Below are 20,454 nucleotides of genomic sequence, written 5' to 3'. Positions count from 1 at the left end.
TTAATTATGTAAGGAGTATTTGATCATGTATAAGCAATGAAAAACAGCTTTAGGTAATAAGGAATATCTCAATTATTGAACATTTAGTGCGAATTGTTTAGTACAAAAAAACAGCGTTACGTGATCTTTCCCTGCTGATGACCCGCGTTAACTGACCTGTGCGTTCCACTCCAGTTGCTGTTCTCGCCGCTCTGTCAGTTCACCCCATTCGTTATAGCGGTAACGGTCACGCCCGTAGCCCGGCAGGCGGTTGTCTATCACCGCTCCCTGATATTCATCCGTCAGCAGGTCTCCGGCTTTTGAAATTAATTACATAGATAATCCAAATCCTCTTCGGTAACTAATTTGTCCATAAATTCTTTGAAAGAAGAAGCTAGTTTTTTTTGTACTAACACATGATTTTTATCCATAGAAAGTTCTGGATCAAATGAATCTGTCGCATAAAAGACTACACTACTATCATTCTTATTTAGGCAAAAATAATTACCCCCCCAGTCATTTCCAAAAGGTATGATGTTTTTCGGAATCACATTCTTTGCAATCATCTCATGATAACAGCCATCAATTAAAGACTTCGGGTCATCATTAGTTAATTTGTTATATTTAAATGGTTTCAAAAAAGCAACCTCCAATGGTTCGAAACCATCATTGCTTTACCACCAAGTTCTGGACGGCACCCCACCATTAAAGGACAGATAATGCGATATAAATTCATCAGGAAAACAATAATGTAAATCCTGCTCCACAGATTTAATATCTGAAAGAACAATTTTTTTCGCAATTTTTGCACGGATTATCCATTATGAACACCCTCTTTTTAACACTTTTGGAATACGACCAGCTAGCCATCCTTTAGAAGGAGATATAGCAATAGCATCTGAACTTCCATAAGATCCAGAAGGCAAGTTGAAATGTTTTTCAAACTGAGAAACCGAGCCTGCATGGTGGAAAGTACCTTCATGAGCTGAAGTTTTTACTAACTGCATAGTTGTTTTTCCGTTGTAGGATCAAAATCATTCAAATGATGCCATGTATAACCTGTAGACTCAGCTTTCGTTATACCAGCTTTTTTAAACGTTTCAGTAAAATCTCTCCCACGAGAACCTTGCATCGTTATTTCGACAATATTTAACTGATTACCTTTAGCAGGGAATAAATCAGGGCTTCCCGTAAAATCAGCACCGGTAAGAGCTAATCCTAAAGGATCGACCCAAGAGAGAGGATTTGGCGCATATTGGTATAAGTTTAACCCACCCGCCAGTCCTATCGGGTCAGGATAAATATTTTAACCTATCTTCAGATAGTAGTTCCTACGCCGTTTATGAATAGAAAAAATCCTAACATCTTTACTAAAAAATGAACAAACATCAGTTGTGCTTATAATTATCATACTCCCAATCAAAATAACGTCTAAGATACTCTACACATTGAAGCCATGTATCTCCCTCACAAGAAGAAACTATACATTCAAGCCATTTCCATAACTCAGAGAAATTATATTCATCCATAATAACCAAAGGTCTTTCTGCAATAATACCTTCATTAGCTGAAATGTTTTTTAGACCTTGTGGTGTTGCCACTCTTATTGTAAACCCATCAGATTTTTTAGTTCCTTTTTCACCAATTTCAAGATAAATAAACTCTGCTATGGTTTTACGATCCACTGGTTCCCATACACGTAAATTTACGCCATCAGCAACACATGCGAATTTAATAACTAATCTCATATTCTATTCCACATGCACATGTACGTTTGATACCCGCTGAGTATCCCACCAGTTGTCATTTACATTTCTTCGTTCGTGGAAATTCGCCTGCTTACCTGTTTTTGCATAATCAGAACTTTTCGGGGTAGGACTTCTATACATCCGTTTTCCATCAGCAGAAATGTACCATAGTTCTCCCTTTTTACCTCGTACTACTGAATACCCTTCACCAACAAACTCTTTACCTAAACGGTTAGCCTCTCTTCGACTAAGTGTCATTTTGAGACCAGCATTTCCAGGAGCTTTCACCGCATCGTCTATTTTCCGAAGTTTATTTCTCCAGCACCCAGCCAATAGACCGAGTGGATCGATCCATGACAACGGATTCGGTGCATACTGATAAAGATTAATCCCCCCCGCCAGTCCTATCGGATCCGTTACTATGAACCGCCCGACATCCGGATCATAGTAACGGTGCAGATTGTAGTGCAGCCCCGTTTCCCTGTCGAGGTACTGTCCCTGGTAACGCAGGTTCTGTTCCACCCTGCCGTGGTCCTTCTCCTGTATCGTGTTACCCCAGACCTGATACCCCGTCTCCCACACGATTTTCCCGTCGCTGTCCGTCATCCCTTCCGGCGCGCCGTTCACATCTGTGTGAAAATACAGTATCCGGTTCGGTCCCTCTTTCCCCGCCTTATCCACCCGCGCCAGCGGTTCATAACTCCCCTGGTCACTGTAGATATACAGGCTGCTTGTTCCCTCCGGCCTGCTCTCCTTCGCCAGCCGCATCCCGTCCCATAAAAATTTTGTCCGGTTGTACGGTTTACCGTCAGGGCTGATGTGCTGTTTTTCTGTCCGCCTCCCCAGCGCATCGTATATATACCGGTACGTTCCCCGCACTGTCGTCACTTCCACCATCCGGTGTTCCGCATCATAACGGTAACTCTGCGTTCCGCTCCGGCCCTGCTTTTCCACCGTCCGGCCGTGTTCGTCATAACGATAGTGCACGCCACGGTAAGACATCAGCCGGTTGAACGGCACCACGCTGTTTTCTGCCGTGGCCCTTTCCCCCGCGCGCCTCCCCAGCAGGTTTCCCGCCGCGTCGTACTGCCAGCTCGCCAGATACCCCTCATCCTCCGAGCGGCATGCCGTGATGTGGCCCGTGGTGTCATAGAAGTAATCCGTTTCCCCCCGCCGGCTGTGCCGCGTCTTCAGCAGTTCGTCCTGACCGTTGTAGCTGTACTGCCGGTCCGTGAACGTCTCCGGCACCACCCCGCGCATCCCGCTGTATGTCTCCCTGCGCTTCAGTCGCCCGGCAGGGTCGTAAAGCTGCCGCGTGCTCAGCCGCCCCTGACTTCTGAGCACCTCACGGTGCAGGGCGTCACGCGTGAACTCACTGATAACCTTCCGGTCCAGATTTATCTGCTGGAGATGACCGCTGCCGTAGTACAGATGGCGCTGCGCTCTGCCGTCCGGAAAGGTGGTGGCTGTCCGGTTGCTGAGTTCATCGTACTGATGGGTTAAGACGCCCTGCGCCGTCTCCTCGGTCAGCATCCGTCCCGGTCTGTCGTAACTGAAGCGGATAATCTCCGGTGCATCCGTTTCCCCGGCATCCGACCGCTGGCGGCGGATTTCCAGTAGCTGGTCTGCCGCATCATAGATGTATTCTGTGCGGCTTTCGGCTGTCTCTTTTGCCGTGAGCCGGCCCGCCGCATCGCGCGCCAGCCGGTGACGGATTTCACCGCCCCGGTCCCCGGTGAACACCACTTCCGTGACCGCGTTCAGCGCGTTGTAACGGTACGCCTGGCGGCAACCGTCCGGGTTTATCTGCTCCGCCAGACGGTCCAGCACATCGTGGCGGAACTGATAGCTTTCTCCGTTCTCGTTTGTCAGCCGGGTCAGCCGCCCGTAGGCGTCGTACCCGAATGCCGTCCTGCGCCCCATCGCGTCCGTCCGGCTGCGCACCCGCCCCTGCCCGTCGCGTTGCCAGCGCGTTATCCTCCCCATCGGGCTGGTATACTTCACCAGCCTGCCCGCCGCATCCGGCTGGTAATGCGCCGTGCGGCCGTCCGCCAGTATCACCTCCACCAGGTGACCGCTGTCGTCATACCCGTAGCGCGTGCTGTGGCTCTGCGCGTCTGTCACCCGTATCAGTCGCGTGCGTTCGTCGTAGAACCAGGTCGTCTGCGAGCCGGAACAATCCGTATGCCGCGTGAGCTGCCCGTCTTCGTTCCACTGAAGGTATTTATTCCCCCCACGGGCATCAGTTATCTGTACCACCTGGCCGTGGCGGTCATACTGATACCGGGTGTTTTGTTGCAACGGGTCGGTCACGGTAAGAAGATTGCCGCGTTCATCGTACTCACAGCGCCAACTGTTCCCCGTCGCATCCACTTCCGTTTCCGGTTCGTGCCATACCGGGTGCCACTGTGTCTGTGCCACCCGCCCCAGCGGGTCGTGCGTCTCCGTGATATGCCCCAGGCGGTCATACACATAGCGCCATTTGCCGCCCTGAGCGTCGGTCATCCCCAGCAGCAGTCGTTCTTCGTCGCTCCAGCGGAACGTCATCACCTGCCCGGCTTCGTCCTGGTACGCCGTCACCTGATTCTGCGCATCCCACTGATGAAAGCGTGTCCGGCCCGCCCCGTCTGTCACACATACCACACGTTCAGCCATCCGCCAGTCCAGACGGTATCGTGCGCCACTGTCGGTATGGTGGCCCGTCACGCGCCAGCCTGCATCATCCGGCCCTTCATACCAGCCCCACTGGTAATAATACCCTTCGCCGCCGGGCTGCCGGTGCAGCGTCATGCAGTTGTTTTCGTCGTAAGCAAACTCACGCAACAGGTGCCCCGTGCTGTCGTGCACGCCGTTCAGGTGGCCAGCCTCGTCATAGTTGTAACGACGCAGCAGTAAAGGTGCAGTATCAGGGAAATGCTGATAAATCTGTGTCACCCGCCGGGGATGCGCCGCCAGTTCGTAATACAGACGGATGCACGGACGCTGCTGTTCGCCGCGGATTTCAGTGATGCGCCCCCGGTCGTCGTAGTACAGATTCAGACAGTTGCTGTTACGGTCGCCCAGCATTTTCAGCCGCTGGCGCTGCGGGTGATGCGGGTCGCCTTCAAACAGAAAAAAATGTCCATCATCGCTGCTGATAAGCCAGTGCCCCTGCTCACCACGCCGTACTGCCAGTCCTTCACCGGGGCTGTAAAATCCGCTCCCCGGCAGCACGGCTTCCATATCCAGCCGTCGCCCCATACCCGACACAAAGGTCATGCAGTTTTCGTCCGCGTTACCCGGTGTGCGCTCGAGGCTGACTTCATACATCACGCTCCAGCCCTGACCGAACATCCCATCCGTGCGTTCGTCACGACTGCTGTACACACGCTGCCAGTCCAGCGGAAAGTGGCCCGGCAGGCTGAAATCGAAGTCATCATCATCAGCCAGGTATTTGGCCCCGGTGGCGGCATTGACCGGATGCGGGAGGGCGCTGATGGCCTTCTGCGTCATCATGCTCATCCCGATACCGGCAGCAAAACAGGCGATTTTAGAAAGCATTTTGCCCGGGCGAAGAAACATCAGCGCCACGGTTGCCACCAGGGTTATCTGCGACCTGCCGCTTCTGATATCCCTGACCACCAGTAACGGACCGCCAATGCGGACATCCGGTGACACAAACGCCCCGTCCCCCGGCGCATTCACCACCCTGGCCTCGCAGGTACAGCGTGCCCCGCTGCGTGCCGCTGGCTGACTGTTGACACGCACATCCCGCGCACCTTCCGCGATATATTCCGCCGCGGGCGGTTCGTCATCATCTTTGAACAGATTACTGATACTACCAATAACCGCATTCACTCCCTGAAAGGCGGTTTCCAGCAGACCGTCCGGACTCAACAGGTTAAGGGCCGTTCCCAGAGGGTCATCCAGAAAGGCGGCTTTTTTTTGTGCGAGTAACTGAGTCAGTGAGGAAGGATGTTTATGGCAGTCGATTTTATCGTCAGGGGTCGGGGTGGAGCCAGGTGCCGCACTGGCCACGGTGGGCTGCCATAGTTCCGACACAAAATGTGTCACGCCATCCACCATCTCAGAACGCCCTTCTTCCGTACTGAGCTGGTCGTGCAGCGCCCGGGACATCAGAACAGGTCCAGTCACCGGATGAACCGCCAGGGCTATTGCCCCCGCCATTTCCAGATATTCCCCGGCCACATCCCGGAACGTTCTGGCGTCCTCCTGACGCTGCGCTTCTTCCTGTTCCGCCTTCGCCTGCGCTTCCTGTGCCTCAATCTCCTGCCGCGATGCTGCTGTGGCCGCTGCCCGCGCGGCAGGTTTGCTGTTGATCAATGTGTCACCAGAGCCGGTGAGGATGTAACCTTCAATCTGAGGCGGGAAAAGCATATCTGCGAGGTCTGAACAGGCTTCGCTGACCGTTTCTGTCACGCCGGTGTACACCATCGCCACACCCGCCACAAAACCGGTCAGCAAGACAGCCGTGCACCCCATCGTGATCCCTACTGACGCCGCCAGTAACGAGGTTGCGCCGACAATGAGGGCATCAATAACGACATTTGCGGCCACTTCCAGCACCGCCCCCAGCACATCTGCCATAAACGACGTATGCAGCAGGGCATCACCCTGCCTTGCCGCCCAGAATGCATCTTCCATGTCCCGTTCCCTGTGTGATTAATGCGTCCTGGTTTCCTGCCGTATCCTGAAGCGCAGATTCTTTTTAATTTCAGCCCAGCGCGTCATGTCTGCCGGGGTCAGCGGTGTGGTTCTGGCGTAAGTGAAGGCCATCATGACCCGCTCACCCGGCAATACAAATGCCACCTGACACTGATACACCTGCTCGTTACCCCGGAGAAACTGGCTCTGTATCTCCAGCCCTTCCTCAGCGTCATTAATCCCCACGCGGGTCACCTGCACGGGCGTGTGGTGCAGTTCCCTGACCTGCTTTTCCAGCTTTTTCATTTGCTGTTCAACCTGAGAGGCTAATTCGTCTCCTTCCTGCATCTGGCCCCGGCTGATAATGAGTGCGGCGTCGGGATTGCTGAGCCGCAACATATTAATGGTACTGTCCTGAATAATATTCCCGGTGAAAGTTATAACTGTCTCATTGAGGTAATATTCCGTCATAATGGCATGAGTCCTTTTTAATAAACGAATTATTTTTGATGGGTTTTTATTTATTTGTTAGTCATGAAGGTGACGTCTATTGCTGCTTTGTCGCTCATTTTTATCTTTCCGGCAACAATCACTAAGAATATCAAATAATTATCAATAGTTACGACGACTGGAACGGATACATAGTTATATATTCGATAATTCAATTATATTCAGCGTGTAAATAAAACCACCAACAACAGACACGCTACCGCCTCCATATAAAAATGGACACCTTATAAAATTGAGTTCTTACATAGAAAAGGCTGAAATATTGTGTGTTTTTAATTATCAACTAAAAATACAATATCTTTTTATTAACACCAATACACCTTATCGCATTAGATTCATTAACAATGAATTATTCTTAATATATCAATAAAGTATATATTACTCTCTTTACTATCTACTTTTATTGAAGTAGCGATATTAATAGCAAAATTCGGAATTTATTTAGATGCTGGAGTGAGCAAAAGTGATAGCGACTTTCTCACTTTACACTGAAGTTACAGGAAAGAGTGTAATGGGGTATCCAACCTAACCAGAGATTTCTGACGATAGAGCCGCTTAGAGAGACAATGAGGATAACCGCATTCTGAGTTACCCTTTTAAAAGGGTACTAGCGAAACTTGAAGATAAAACAGTGATGAAATGAAGGCGTCATGAGATCCGTTGATACAGAACGCCTAAGCCAGCCCCGTATACAAGGCTGGCTTAAATGTGCTAGCAATCAGTAAAAATCACCGGTTGCCTTTTCGGCTTGATCCATCCACACCGGTTTATCGCTGGTTTTCGACCAGACGCGGTGCAGGTAGCTGTAAAAGCGGGCGCGGTCTTTCCAGAAAAGCATGAAAGGCAGCGCCAGAACGCCCGCTGCAACCGCATAAGTACGGCGTAAAAAGATAAGCCATGCAGGATATTCTTTATAGAGTTCCATACTTTTCTCCCCCTTTTTTGTATCTACCCGGTGAATGACACCGGAAAAATGAATTCGTTTATCTGATGAAAATAGTACCGCCTTTTGTGTAATTTTACCACTCATCCGACCACTTATTTTTGCTTATTGATGGTTTATTTACATTCACCGTGTAATTAAGTTACATAAAAGTTAAAATGATACTAACCATTAGTTAAATCATGGCTTTTACCATTTTTATACTTTTTTTACACCCCGCCCGCAGATTTTTGCGAAATCTTTGCAGCCACAATTCTACCCTTCCGGTATCACTTTTAGGCCACTGGAGGTGCACTGTGAGTGCAGGCGTGATAACCGGCGTGTTGCTGGTGTTTTTATTACTGGGTTATCTGGTTTATGCCCTGATCAATGCGGAGGCGTTCTGATGGCTGCGCAAGGGTTCTTACTGATCGCCACGTTTTTACTGGTGCTGATGGTGCTGGCGCGCCCTTTAGGCAGCGGGCTGGCACGGCTGATTAATGATATTCCTCTTCCCGGTACGGCAGGCGTTGAACGCGTACTCTTTCGCGCACTTGGCGTCTCTGACCGTGAGATGAACTGGAAGCAGTATCTGTCTGCCATTCTCTGCCTGAACCTGCTGGGACTGGCGGTGCTGTTTTTCATGCTGGTCGGTCAGCACTATCTGCCGCTTAATCCGCAGCAACTGCCGGGTTTGTCGTGGGATCTGGCGCTGAATACTGCTGTCAGCTTTGTCACCAACACCAACTGGCAGTCTTACAGCGGCGAAACAACGTTGAGCTATTTCAGTCAGATGACGGGCTTAACGGTACAAAACTTTCTTTCTGCCGCCAGCGGGATTACGGTGATTTTCGCCCTCATCCGCGCGTTTACCCGCCAGAGCATGAGCACACTGGGCAATGCCTGGGTCGATCTGTTACGCATCACGTTATGGGTGTTAGCCCCAGTGGCGTTGTTGATCGCCCTGTTTTTTATTCAACAAGGTGCGCTGCAAAACTTTCTGCCTTATCAGGCTGTGACAACCGTTGAAGGGGCACAGCAATTGTTACCGATGGGGCCGGTGGCTTCTCAGGAAGCGATCAAGATGCTCGGTACTAATGGCGGTGGTTTCTTTAATGCCAACTCGTCGCATCCGTTTGAAAACCCGACCGCACTGACCAACTTCGTGCAAATGCTGGCGATCTTCTTGATCCCAACGGCGCTTTGCTTTGCCTTTGGCGAAGTGGCGGGCGATCGTCGTCAGGGGCGCATGTTGCTGTGGGCAATGTCGGTGATTTTTGTCATCTGCGTGGCCGTGGTGATGTGGGCAGAAATTCAGGGTAATCCTCATCTGTTGGCGCTGGGCGCAGACAGCAGCATCAATATGGAAGGTAAAGAGAGCCGTTTTGGTGTACTGGTCAGTAGCCTGTTTGCGGTCGTGACTACGGCGGCTTCCTGCGGCGCAGTGATTGCGATGCATGATTCGTTTACCGCTCTCGGCGGCATGGTGCCGATGTGGTTGATGCAAATTGGTGAAGTGGTATTCGGCGGCGTGGGTTCTGGCCTTTACGGCATGATGCTGTTCGTCCTGCTGGCGGTGTTTATTGCCGGGCTGATGATTGGCCGCACGCCGGAATATCTGGGTAAAAAAATCGACGTGCGCGAGATGAAACTGACCGCGCTGGCGATTCTGGTTACCCCAACGCTGGTGCTGATGGGCGCGGCGCTGGCGATGATGACCGATGCCGGACGTAGCGCCATGCTCAACCCTGGCCCGCATGGTTTTAGCGAAGTGCTGTACGCCGTGTCGTCCGCCGCCAACAACAACGGCAGTGCCTTTGCCGGATTAAGCGCCAACTCACCGTTCTGGAACTGCTTACTGGCGTTCTGCATGTTTGTCGGGCGCTTCGGGGTGATTATCCCGGTGATGGCGATTGCCGGTTCGCTGGTGAGTAAAAAGAGCCAACCCGCCAGCTCCGGTACACTGCCAACGCACGGCCCGCTGTTTATTGGCCTGTTAATCGGCACCGTGTTGCTGGTTGGCGCACTGACCTTTATCCCTGCCCTGGCGCTTGGTCCGGTGGCGGAATATCTCTCCTGATGATATTGAGTGAGCACTGAATATGAGTCGTAAACAACTGGCGCTATTCGAACCAACACTTGTCGCCCAGGCGCTGAAAGAAGCGGTGAAAAAATTAAGTCCGCAGGCGCAATGGCGCAATCCGGTGATGTTTATCGTCTGGATCGGCAGTCTGCTGACCACCTTTATTAGTATCGCGATGGTGAGCGGTGCGATGCCCGGCAATGCGCTATTTAGCGCGGCAATTAGTGGCTGGCTTTGGGTCACCGTGCTGTTCGCCAATTTCGCAGAGGCGCTGGCGGAAGGCCGCAGTAAAGCGCAGGCCAACAGTCTGAAAGGGGTGAAAAAAACCGCCTTTGCTCGCAAGCTGCGCGAGCCGAAATATGGTGCTGTGGCAGACAAAGTTCCGGCCGATCAACTGCGTAAAGGCGACATCGTGCTGGTAGAAGCGGGCGATATTATCCCTTGCGATGGTGAAGTTATTGAAGGTGGCGCATCGGTCGATGAGAGCGCCATCACCGGGGAATCGGCACCGGTGATCCGTGAGTCCGGCGGCGATTTTGCCTCCGTCACTGGCGGCACGCGTATTCTTTCTGACTGGCTGGTAATTGAGTGCAGCGTTAACCCCGGCGAGACGTTTCTGGATCGGATGATCGCGATGGTGGAAGGCGCACAACGACGCAAAACGCCGAACGAGATTGCCCTGACCATTCTCCTGATTGCCCTGACCATCGTCTTTTTACTGGCAACCGCAACGCTATGGCCATTTACCGCCTGGGGCGGTAACGCAGTCAGCGTGACGGTACTGGTAGCGCTGCTGGTCTGTCTGATCCCAACAACTATCGGCGGCTTGCTGTCAGCTATCGGCGTCGCCGGGATGAGCCGGATGCTGGGCGCGAATGTGATCGCCACCAGCGGACGTGCAGTTGAAGCTGCGGGCGACGTGGACGTCCTGCTGCTGGATAAAACCGGCACCATCACCCTCGGTAACCGCCAGGCATCAGAGTTTATCCCCGCGCAGGGCGTGGAGGAAAAAACGCTGGCCGACGCCGCACAACTGGCTTCGCTGGCCGATGAAACGCCGGAAGGCCGCAGTATTGTGATCCTCGCCAAGCAGCGTTTTAACCTGCGCGAGCGCGATGTGCAGTCGCTCCATGCCACCTTTGTCCCCTTTACTGCGCAAAGCCGGATGAGTGGGATCAACATTGATAACCGCATGATCCGTAAAGGTTCTGTCGATGCCATTCGCCGTCATGTCGAGGCTAACGGTAGCCACTTCCCTGCCGATGTCGACCAAAAAGTCGATCAGGTTGCGCGTCAGGGTGCCACGCCGCTGGTAGTGGTGGAAGGTTCTCGCGTGCTGGGCGTTATTGCGCTGAAAGATATCATCAAAGGTGGCATTAAAGAGCGTTTCGCCCAACTGCGCCAAATGGGCATTAAAACGGTGATGATTACCGGCGATAACCGTCTGACCGCCGCCGCCATTGCAGCGGAAGCGGGCGTCGACGATTTCCTTGCCGAAGCGACACCAGAGGCCAAGCTGGCGTTGATTCGTCAGTACCAGGCGGAAGGCCGTTTGGTGGCAATGACTGGCGACGGTACCAACGATGCCCCAGCGCTGGCGCAAGCCGACGTCGCGGTGGCGATGAACTCCGGCACTCAGGCGGCGAAAGAAGCGGGCAATATGGTGGATCTCGACTCCAATCCGACCAAGTTGATCGAGGTGGTGCATATTGGCAAACAGATGCTGATGACCCGTGGTTCGCTTACGACCTTCAGCATTGCCAACGATGTGGCGAAATACTTCGCCATTATTCCGGCGGCGTTCGCGGCAACGTATCCGCAGTTGAATGCGCTGAACATCATGCGCCTGCATTCGCCCGACTCCGCCATTCTCAGTGCAGTTATTTTCAATGCCTTGATTATCGTCTTTTTGATTCCCCTGGCATTAAAAGGCGTGAGTTATAAACCGCTTACCGCTTCTGCCATGTTGCGCCGTAACTTATGGATTTACGGTATGGGTGGGCTGCTGGTGCCGTTTATCGGTATCAAAGTCATTGATTTACTGCTGACCGTTTGCGGTCTGGTGTGAGGTTTACCATGCGTGGATTACGTCCGGCATTCTCGACTTTTCTCTTTCTGTTATTGATTACTGGCGGCGTTTACCCGCTGCTAACCACCCTGCTTGGGCAATGGTGGTTTCCCTGGCAGGCCAACGGTTCGTTGATCCGTGAAGGTGATACAGTGCGCGGTTCGGCATTAATCGGGCAGAATTTTACCGATAACGGCTATTTTCATGGCCGCCCGTCGGCAACGGCAGAAATGCCCTATAATCCACAGGCTTCTGGCGGGAGCAATCTGGCGGTCAGTAATCCGGCGCTGAATAAACAAATAGCTGCACGCGTTGCTGCTTTACGAGCCGCTAACCCGGATGCCAGCGCGAGCGTTCCGGTTGAACTGGTCACGGCTTCGGCAAGCGGGCTGGACAATAACATTACCCCGCAAGCGGCGACCTGGCAGATCCCACGGGTGGCGAAAGCGCGTAATCTCAGCGTTGAACAGCTCACACAACTGGTCGCAAAATACAGCCAACAACCGCTGGTGAAATATATCGGCCAGCCGGTCGTCAACATTGTCGAACTCAATCTGGCGCTGGATAAGCTTGATGAATAACGAACCCTTACGTCCCGACCCCGACCGTCTGCTGGAACAAACTGCCGCGCCGCATCGCGGAAAGCTAAAAGTTTTCTTCGGTGCCTGTGCGGGCGTCGGGAAAACCTGGGCGATGCTGGCGGAAGCCCAGCGACTGCGGGCGCAAGGGCTGGATATTGTGGTTGGCGTGGTAGAAACCCACGGGCGGAAAGATACCGCCGCAATGCTGGAAGGTCTGGCTGTTCTGCCACTGAAACGCCAGGCGTACCGTGGGCGGCATATCAGCGAGTTTGATCTCGATGCCGCCCTCGCCCGCCGTCCGGCGCTGATATTAATGGATGAACTGGCGCACAGTAATGCGCCAGGTTCCCGTCATCCTAAACGCTGGCAGGATATCGAAGAGCTACTGGAAGCAGGCATTGATGTTTTCACTACCGTCAACGTTCAGCATCTGGAAAGTCTGAACGATGTGGTCAGTGGCGTCACCGGAATTCAGGTACGGGAAACCGTGCCCGATCCTTTTTTCGATGCCGCCGACGACGTGGTGCTGGTGGACCTGCCTCCGGACGATCTGCGCCAGCGACTGAAAGAAGGCAAAGTCTATATTGCCGGGCAGGCTGAGCGCGCCATTGAACATTTTTTCCGCAAAGGCAATTTGATTGCCCTGCGCGAACTGGCGCTGCGCCGTACTGCCGATCGCGTAGATGAGCAAATGCGCGCCTGGCGGGGGAGTCCTGGCGAAGAGAAAGTCTGGCACACGCGCGACGCAATCCTTTTATGTATTGGGCATAATACGGGCAGCGAAAAACTGGTTCGGGCGGCGGCGCGGCTGGCGTCAAGGCTGGGGAGCGTCTGGCACGCTGTATATGTTGAAACCCCTGCCCTGCACCGCTTACCGGAGAAAAAACGTCGAGCCATTCTCAGCGCCTTGCGTCTGGCGCAGGAGTTAGGCGCAGAGACAGCAACACTTTCTGATCCGGCAGAAGAAAAAGCCGTAGTGCGTTATGCCCGGGAGCATAATCTCGGCAAGATAATTCTCGGTCGCCCGGCCTCGCGCCGCTGGTGGCGTCGGGAAACCTTTGCCGACCGACTGGCGCGCATCGCCCCCGACCTCGATCAGGTACTGGTCGCGCTTGATGAACCACCTGCGCGCACAATTAATAACGCGCCGGATAGCCGCTCTTTTAAAGACAAATGGCGGGTGCAAATTCAGGGCTGCGTGGTTGCCGCCGCGTTATGCGCCGTTATCACTTTAATTGCCATGCAGTGGCTGATGGCCTTCGATGCCGCTAACCTGGTGATGCTGTATCTGTTGGGCGTGGTGGTGGTGGCACTTTTTTATGGTCGCTGGCCTTCGGTGGTTGCCACCGTCATTAACGTGGTGAGTTTCGATCTCTTTTTTATCGCCCCACGCGGCACGCTCGCCGTCTCTGATGTGCAGTATCTGCTGACCTTCACGGTGATGTTAACCGTCGGGCTGGTGATCGGGAACCTTACCGCTGGCGTGCGTTACCAGGCGCGGGTAGCCCGTTACCGCGAGCAACGCACGCGACACTTATATGAAATGTCAAAAACGCTGGCGGTAGGCCGCAGTCCCCAGGATATCGCCGCCACCAGCGAGCAGTTTATTGCTTCTACTTTTCATGCCCGCAGTCAGGTGTTGTTACCTGATGACAACGGTATATTACTGCCGCTAACACATCCGCAGGGGATGACGCCGTGGGACGATGCTATCGCCCGCTGGAGCTTTGATAAAGGTCTGCCTGCGGGTGCGGGCACCGACACTTTACCCGGCGTGCCGTACCAGATTTTGCCGTTAAAAAGCGGCGAGAAAACCTACGGACTGGTGGTGGTGGAACCGGGAAATTTGCGCCAGTTGATGATCCCGGAACAACAGCGCCTGCTGGAAACGTTTACGCTGTTAGTGGCCAATGCTCTTGAGCGCCTGATGCTGACCGCCAGCGAAGAACAGGCGCGGATGGCCAGCGAGCGTGAACAGATCCGCAACGCGCTGCTGGCGGCGCTGTCTCACGATTTACGCACCCCGCTTACGGTGCTGTTTGGTCAGGCAGAAATCTTAACGCTTGATCTGGCAAGCGAAGGTTCTCCGCACGCTCGCCAGGCCAGCGAAATTCGCCAGCATGTGCTGAACACGACCCGACTGGTAAATAACTTGCTGGATATGGCGCGAATTCAGTCCGGCGGCTTTAATTTGAAGAAAGAGTGGTTAACGCTGGAAGAAGTCGTCGGCAGTGCGCTGCAAATGCTGGAGCCAGGTTTATCGTCACCCATCAACCTCTCTCTGCCTGAACCGCTGACCTTGATCCACGTCGACGGGCCACTGTTTGAGCGGGTGCTGATTAATCTGCTGGAGAATGCGGTGAAGTACGCGGGAACGCAGGCTGAAATTGGTATTGATGCCCATGTCGAGGGAGAGCAACTACAACTGGATGTCTGGGATAACGGCTCCGGTATTCCACAAGGTCAGGAACGGACGATTTTTGATAAATTTGCCCGCGGGAATAAAGAGTCAGCAGTGCCGGGCGTCGGGCTTGGGTTGGCAATTTGTCGGGCGATTGTAGAAATACACGGTGGTACGATCATCGCATTCAACCGACCGGAAGGTGGCGCTTGTTTTCGTGTTACACTTCCTCAGCAAACTGCTCCTGAACTTGAAGAATTTCATGAGGATATGTGACAAACGTTCTGATTGTTGAAGATGAACAGGCTATTCGTCGCTTTCTGCGCACAGCGCTGGAGGGCGACGGTATGCGCGTCTTTGAGGCCGAAACACTGCAACGTGGGCTGCTGGAGGCGGCAACCCGTAAGCCGGATTTGATTATTCTCGATCTCGGCCTGCCCGATGGCGATGGAATTGAGTTTATCCGCGACCTGCGCCAGTGGAGCGCGGTGCCGGTAATTGTGCTTTCCGCACGTAGCGAAGAGAGCGACAAAATCGCCGCGCTGGATGCCGGAGCTGATGATTACCTGAGTAAACCGTTTGGCATTGGTGAATTGCAGGCTCGTCTACGCGTTGCGTTACGCCGCCACTCCGCCACCGCCGCGCCCGATCCGGTGGTGACATTTTCCGATGTGACCGTTGATTTGGCCGCCCGCGTGATCCATCGCGGCGAGGAAGAAGTGCATTTGACGCCGATAGAGTTCCGCCTGCTGGCTGTGTTGCTCAACAACGCCGGGAAAGTGCTTACCCAGCGCCAGTTACTCAACCAGGTATGGGGGCCAAATGCGGTCGAACACAGTCACTATTTGCGGATTTATATGGGGCATCTGCGACAAAAACTGGAACAAGACCCGGCCCGACCTCGCCATTTTATTACTGAAACCGGTATTGGGTATCGGTTTATGCTTTAGGGTGTTATTTGTCTGATGCAGCGAAAACGCCTTGTCAAGCCTACAAAATAGTGAAAATTCAATATATTGCACCATTCTCGTAGGCCTGATAAGCGTAGCGCATCAGGCGGTCATAAGTAAAAAAGGGCGATCTTCCGACCGCCCTTTTTTTTTACTTTATATGATTACGCGTTTTTCAGAACTTCGCTAACAATCTCAACCGCCTCTTTCTCGATCTGCTTACGATGTGCTTCGCCAAGGAAGCTTTCGCAGTAGATCTTGTATGCGTCTTCCGTGCCTGACGGACGCGCGGCGAACCAGCCGTTGTCGGTCATCACTTTCAAACCACCGATAGAAGCACCGTTGCCCGGCGCAGCGGTCAGACGCGCGGTGATTGGGTCGCCTGCCAGAGTCCTGGCGCTCACCATTTCCGGAGACAGCTTAGACAGCGCCGCTTTCTGTGCGGAAGTTGCTGCTGCCTGCAAACGGTTGTAGCTCGGAGCACCAAAGCGTTTTGCCAGCTCGTTGTAGTGTTCCTGCGGGTTTTTGCCGGTGACGGCAGTAATTTCCGCCGCCAGCAGACACATAATGATGCCGTCTTTATCAGTTGACCACGGCGTACCGTCGAAACGCAGGAACGAAGCGCCCGCGCTCTCTTCGCCGCCAAAGCCGAAGCTGCCGTCAAACAGACCATCCACAAACCATTTGAAACCTACCGGTACTTCTACCAGCTTGCGCCCCAGGTCATTGACCACACGGTCGATCATCGCAGAAGAAACCAGCGTTTTACCGACGGCAACATCTTTGCCCCACTGCGGACGATGCTGGAACAAGTAATTGATCGCTACTGCCAGGTAGTGGTTCGGATTCATCAAACCTGCCGGAGTAACGATGCCGTGACGGTCATAATCCGGATCGTTAGCAAACGCCAGATCGAACTTATCACGCAGTGCCAGCAGACCCGCCATCGCACACTCAGAGGAGCAGTCCATACGGATCGCGCCGTCTTTGTCGAGGTGCATAAAGCGGAAAGTCTGATCGACCTGATCGTTAACGATGGTCAGGTTGAGATTGTAATACTCGCCAATGCGCTTCCAGTATTCGATACCGGAACCACCCAACGGATCGACACCCAGCGTCAGGCCAGCCTTCTGAATCGCCGCCATATCGACGATATCGGCCAGACCTTCCACGAACGGTTGCACCAGATCTTGTTCTTTCACATGACCGGATGCCATCGCTTCGTCAAGGGAGATACGCTTCACATCTTTCAGGCCATCGGCCAGCAGTGCGTTGGCCCTGTCTTCCACCACTTTGGTGACGTTGGTATCAGCCGGGCCACCATTTGGCGGATTGTATTTGATACCACCATCTTCCGGCGGGTTATGGGACGGCGTAATCACGATACCATCTGCCAGCGGGCCACCTTTTTTGTTGTGAACCAGAATGGCATTGGAAACGGCAGGTGTCGGAGTGAAGCCATTATTTTCCTGCACAATGACATCAACCCCGTTTGCTGCCAGCACTTCCAGCACGGAAATGAATGCAGGTTCGGACAAGGCGTGAGTATCTTTACCCACATAGCAAGGGCCAGTGATGCCGTTTTTCGCACGTTCTTCGGCAATCGCTTGAGCGATCGCCAGAATGTGCGGCTCGTTAAAGCTGTGGCGCGCTGCACTGCCACGGTGACCGGAAGTACCGAATTTCACCGCGTGCTCCGCATTCCCTGCTTCTGGTTTCAGTACATAATATTGCGCCGTCAGTTGGGCGACATTAATCAAATCACTCTGTTGTGCAGGCTGGCCTGCACGATTGTGGATTGCCATTGCTTTGTCCTTTATCTGCAACGTTGTTTTAAATTGTCCCGCAAACCTTCTCAATCAATTCCGCCGGGAATTGCATCGACTGCATGATGTGTTCAATCATGCTGCATTTACGGCCAGTGTTAGTGTTGGTGATCACCCAATACGGCGTGCCTGGCACGTGTTTCGGCTTGGTCTGATTACCATTTTTCAGCAGCGTCTGTTCATCTGCCGCAAAGTAAACGCGCGTGCGACCGTGCAACGATTCCGTTGCTTCGGCAAACGCCTGGGCGTCAAGAGAATATAGTGTAGACAACAGCAGCATAAAGCGGTTGACCGCACGCTTCTGCTCTGCGTATTCATCGGAAAGCAGAAGTTCACGCATTGCGCGTACTTTGTCTTTAATCGTTTTGATCGGCTTCGCTTCGACGATAGCAGGCGACGCAATGCGAACCTCTTTCGTCACCGGAGCAGCAGGCTGTGATGCGGCGGAAAACTTCAACATACGCCGTAAAATGTCGGATGCGCTCTCGCCGATATGCTTAGTGTGGCTGGCAATATAGCTGTAGAGTTCATCATCAACTTCAATCGTTTTCATCTTAATCCAGTGCGGTGTCTTAGCTGAATACAAGTCGCCAGGAGTATATGAATAAATCCCGGCAGCGGATAGCGTCAAGCCTGGCTTGCAGAAAAACTCGGATTAAACCTTATTTGTTGCAGCCCTGTGGCACAATGGTCAACATAATACCCTAACCCGACTTCGCGAAAAAAAGAACTTTGCCATGAAATTGAATATCCGCGCGCAATCTACACAAAATCAGCACAATAATTCTCCCATCGTCCTTGTTCATGGTCTGTTTGGTAGTCTCGACAACCTCGGCGTGCTGGCACGCGACCTGGTGAGCGACCACGATATCATCCAGGTGGATATGCGTAACCACGGACTTTCACCGCGCGATCCTGTGATGAATTATCCGGCGATGGCGCAGGATCTGCTGGATACGCTGGATGCTCAGCAGATCGATAAGGCGACATTTATTGGCCACTCAATGGGCGGCAAAGCAGTAATGGCGCTCACCGCGCTGGCCCCTGATCGCATCGATAAACTGGTGGCAATCGATATTGCGCCCGTCGATTATCACGTGCGCCGTCATGATGAGATTTTCGCGGCCATCAACGCGGTCAGCGAATCTGACGCACAAACACGTCAACAGGCGGCGACGGTGATGCGTCAGCATCTGAATGAAGAAGGGGTGATTCAGTTTCTGTTGAAATCCTACGTTGACGGCGAATGGCGTTTTAACGTGCCGGTGTTGTGGGATCAGTATCCGCATATTGTGGGTTGGGAGAAAATCCCGGCGTGGGATCACCCCGCCCTATTTATCCCCGGTGGTAATTCGCCGTATGTTACTGAACAATATCGTGATGATTTACTGGCGCAATTTCCGCAGGCACGGGCGCATGTGATTGCAGGTGCGGGTCACTGGGTACACGCAGAAAAACCTGATGCAGTGCTGCGCGCCATCCGCCGCTATCTCAATGATTAATGCAACTGATTAAAAACCCAGCGTCTGCGTCGCTTTCCGCGCGTGGGCGTTGGCGTGACTCATCGCGCTGATGTATTATGGCGCGCTATCCATCCGGGCAGACGCCTGGCTGATTGTTTCCCCCGAAGTCACCAAGATCATGGCCAAAGAACAAACGGACCGTACGACATTAGATCTGTTCGCGCACGAGCGTCGACCGGGACGACCGAAAACCAATCCGCTTTCGCGCGATGAACAGCTGCGTATTAATAAACGCAACCAGCTAAAACGCGACAAAGTACGTGGTCTTAAGCGTGTCGAACTGAAGCTGAATGCAGAAGCTGTCGAGGCGCTGAACGAGCTGGCAGAGTCGCGTAATATGAGCCGTAGCGAACTGATCGAAGAGATGTTGATGCAACAACTCGCGGCGCTGCGTAGTCAGGGCATCGTCTGATCCCATCCTTTACTCAAATAATTCGGGTTACAGCCCATGTAACTTGAAGTTGGACAAAAAAATCGTGTAGCACAGTGTGCAGTCCTGCGAGTTTGCTGATTCCGCAAGACTGCCTGTTCTGCTATGATTGCCTTTATCCGTGGGCAATTTGCCACCCCCATTTCAATAAGTTTCAAGAGGTTATTTCACTCATGGCTATCACTGGCATCTTTTTCGGCAGCGACACCGGTAATACCGAAAATATCGCAAAAATGATTCAAAAACAGCTTGGTAAAGACGTTGCCGATGTCCATGACATTGCAAAAAGCAGCAAAGAAGATCTGGAAGCTTATGACATTCTGCTGCTGGGCATCCCAACCTGGTACTACGGCGAAGCGCAGTGTGACTGGGACGACTTCTTCCCGACTCTCGAAGAGATTGATTTCAATGGTAAACTGGTTGCACTGTTTGGCTGTGGCGACCAGGAAGATTACGCAGAATATTTCTGCGACGCGTTAGGCACTATCCGTGACATCATCGAACCACGTGGTGCTACCATCGTTGGTCACTGGCCAACTGCGGGCTACCATTTCGAAGCCTCAAAAGGTCTGGCGGATGACAACCACTTTGTCGGTCTGGCTATCGACGAAGACCGTCAGCCGGAACTGACCGCCGAACGCGTGGAAAAATGGGTGAAACAAATTTCTGAAGAGCTGCATCTCGACGAAATTATCAACGCCTGATGTGATGCGGCGTAGACTCATGTCTACGCCGTATTAATAGATAATGCCAATCAAAATAATTGCTACAAATTTGTAACTTTTGCCG

Annotated in this window: 16 protein-coding genes and 3 pseudogenes; 9 read left to right on the top strand and 10 right to left on the bottom strand. The window is 52.9% G+C overall.

The window, feature by feature from the left end; genetic code table 11:
- Positions 1–133 precede the first annotated feature (133 nt).
- The 8 genes and pseudogenes from A1WG_RS25390 to A1WG_RS05915 all read right to left on the bottom strand — a co-directional run.
- Positions 134–300: pseudogene (locus tag A1WG_RS25390) on the bottom strand (hypothetical protein); the annotation flags it as partial.
- Positions 301–305: 5 nt separating this feature from the next.
- Positions 306–801 (bottom strand): annotated as a pseudogene (locus A1WG_RS25155) (SMI1/KNR4 family protein).
- Positions 801–986, bottom strand: a complete 186-nt coding sequence (locus A1WG_RS25385) for an HNH endonuclease (RefSeq protein WP_410054394.1) — start codon at positions 984–986, stop codon at positions 801–803. The pseudogene A1WG_RS25155 and the gene A1WG_RS25385 overlap by 1 nt, the downstream one beginning before the upstream one ends.
- A gap of 196 nt (positions 987–1,182) precedes the next feature.
- Positions 1,183–1,273: pseudogene (locus tag A1WG_RS25380) on the bottom strand (RHS repeat-associated core domain-containing protein); the annotation flags it as partial.
- Between the two features lie 94 nt (positions 1,274–1,367).
- On the bottom strand, positions 1,368–1,727 hold the full coding sequence (locus A1WG_RS05900; protein WP_001241528.1) for an Imm8 family immunity protein: 360 nt from the start codon (positions 1,725–1,727) through the stop codon (positions 1,368–1,370).
- Between the two features lie 3 nt (positions 1,728–1,730).
- Positions 1,731–6,371, bottom strand: a complete 4,641-nt coding sequence (locus A1WG_RS05905; protein ID WP_016242607.1) for an RHS repeat-associated core domain-containing protein — start codon at positions 6,369–6,371, stop codon at positions 1,731–1,733.
- A gap of 18 nt (positions 6,372–6,389) precedes the next feature.
- Positions 6,390–6,842: a DcrB-related protein gene (locus A1WG_RS05910; RefSeq protein WP_000141610.1), complete on the bottom strand. Its 453-nt coding sequence runs from the start codon at positions 6,840–6,842 to the stop codon at positions 6,390–6,392.
- 757 nt (positions 6,843–7,599) lie between these two features.
- Positions 7,600–7,806 carry a YbfA family protein gene (locus A1WG_RS05915; RefSeq protein ID WP_000424791.1) on the bottom strand — a complete coding sequence of 69 codons (207 nt, stop codon included), beginning with the start codon at positions 7,804–7,806 and terminating at the stop codon, positions 7,600–7,602.
- A gap of 314 nt (positions 7,807–8,120) precedes the next feature.
- Here A1WG_RS05915 and kdpF point away from each other — a divergent pair, with 314 nt between their 5' ends.
- The 6 genes from kdpF to kdpE are packed head-to-tail and all read left to right on the top strand — an operon-like array spanning position 8,121 to position 15,886.
- Positions 8,121–8,210 (top strand): K(+)-transporting ATPase subunit F, encoded by a 90-nt coding sequence (gene kdpF, locus A1WG_RS0122185; protein WP_001272653.1) that lies wholly within the window; start codon positions 8,121–8,123, stop codon positions 8,208–8,210.
- The gene (kdpA, locus tag A1WG_RS05920; RefSeq protein ID WP_000741116.1) at positions 8,210–9,883 is read left to right on the top strand and encodes a potassium-transporting ATPase subunit KdpA; all 1,674 of its coding nucleotides are present in this window, start codon (positions 8,210–8,212) and stop codon (positions 9,881–9,883) included. The genes kdpF and kdpA overlap by 1 nt, the downstream gene beginning before the upstream one ends.
- Before the next feature lie 22 nt (positions 9,884–9,905).
- Positions 9,906–11,954 carry a potassium-transporting ATPase subunit KdpB gene (kdpB, locus tag A1WG_RS05925; RefSeq protein WP_000087925.1) on the top strand — a complete coding sequence of 683 codons (2,049 nt, stop codon included), beginning with the start codon at positions 9,906–9,908 and terminating at the stop codon, positions 11,952–11,954.
- 8 nt (positions 11,955–11,962) lie between these two features.
- Entirely contained in the window at positions 11,963–12,535 is a 573-nt protein-coding gene (gene kdpC / locus A1WG_RS05930; protein ID WP_001515981.1) for a K(+)-transporting ATPase subunit C, read from the top strand.
- Positions 12,528–15,212 carry a two-component system sensor histidine kinase KdpD gene (gene kdpD / locus A1WG_RS05935; protein ID WP_001515980.1) on the top strand — a complete coding sequence of 895 codons (2,685 nt, stop codon included), beginning with the start codon at positions 12,528–12,530 and terminating at the stop codon, positions 15,210–15,212. The genes kdpC and kdpD overlap by 8 nt, the downstream gene beginning before the upstream one ends.
- Positions 15,209–15,886, top strand: a complete 678-nt coding sequence (kdpE, locus tag A1WG_RS05940) for a two-component system response regulator KdpE (protein ID WP_000186070.1) — start codon at positions 15,209–15,211, stop codon at positions 15,884–15,886. Before kdpD ends, kdpE begins: the two co-directional genes overlap by 4 nt.
- Before the next feature lie 164 nt (positions 15,887–16,050).
- Here kdpE and pgm read toward each other — a convergent pair whose 3' ends face one another.
- Entirely contained in the window at positions 16,051–17,691 is a 1,641-nt protein-coding gene (gene pgm, locus A1WG_RS05945; protein WP_001515979.1) for a phosphoglucomutase (alpha-D-glucose-1,6-bisphosphate-dependent), read from the bottom strand.
- Between the two features lie 28 nt (positions 17,692–17,719).
- Positions 17,720–18,265: a replication initiation negative regulator SeqA gene (gene seqA, locus A1WG_RS05950; protein ID WP_001515978.1), complete on the bottom strand. Its 546-nt coding sequence runs from the start codon at positions 18,263–18,265 to the stop codon at positions 17,720–17,722.
- 184 nt (positions 18,266–18,449) lie between these two features.
- On the opposite strand from seqA, the gene ybfF reads away from it, so the two are divergent.
- The 3 genes from ybfF (at position 18,450) to fldA (ending at position 20,369) form a co-directional block, all read left to right on the top strand.
- Positions 18,450–19,214 (top strand): esterase, encoded by a 765-nt coding sequence (gene ybfF / locus A1WG_RS05955; RefSeq protein WP_001515977.1) that lies wholly within the window; start codon positions 18,450–18,452, stop codon positions 19,212–19,214.
- Positions 19,215–19,353: 139 nt separating this feature from the next.
- Positions 19,354–19,647, top strand: a complete 294-nt coding sequence (gene ybfE / locus A1WG_RS05960) for a LexA regulated protein (protein WP_001300829.1) — start codon at positions 19,354–19,356, stop codon at positions 19,645–19,647.
- A gap of 191 nt (positions 19,648–19,838) precedes the next feature.
- Entirely contained in the window at positions 19,839–20,369 is a 531-nt protein-coding gene (gene fldA, locus A1WG_RS05965) for a flavodoxin FldA (protein ID WP_001515976.1), read from the top strand.
- Positions 20,370–20,454 lie beyond the last annotated feature (85 nt).

It is taken from the genome of Escherichia sp. KTE96 (assembly GCF_000408525.1).
Lineage (GTDB): Bacteria > Pseudomonadota > Gammaproteobacteria > Enterobacterales > Enterobacteriaceae > Escherichia > Escherichia marmotae.
Note: the sequence above shows the minus strand (reverse complement) of the source record. Positions and strands in the feature narration are given on the sequence as shown.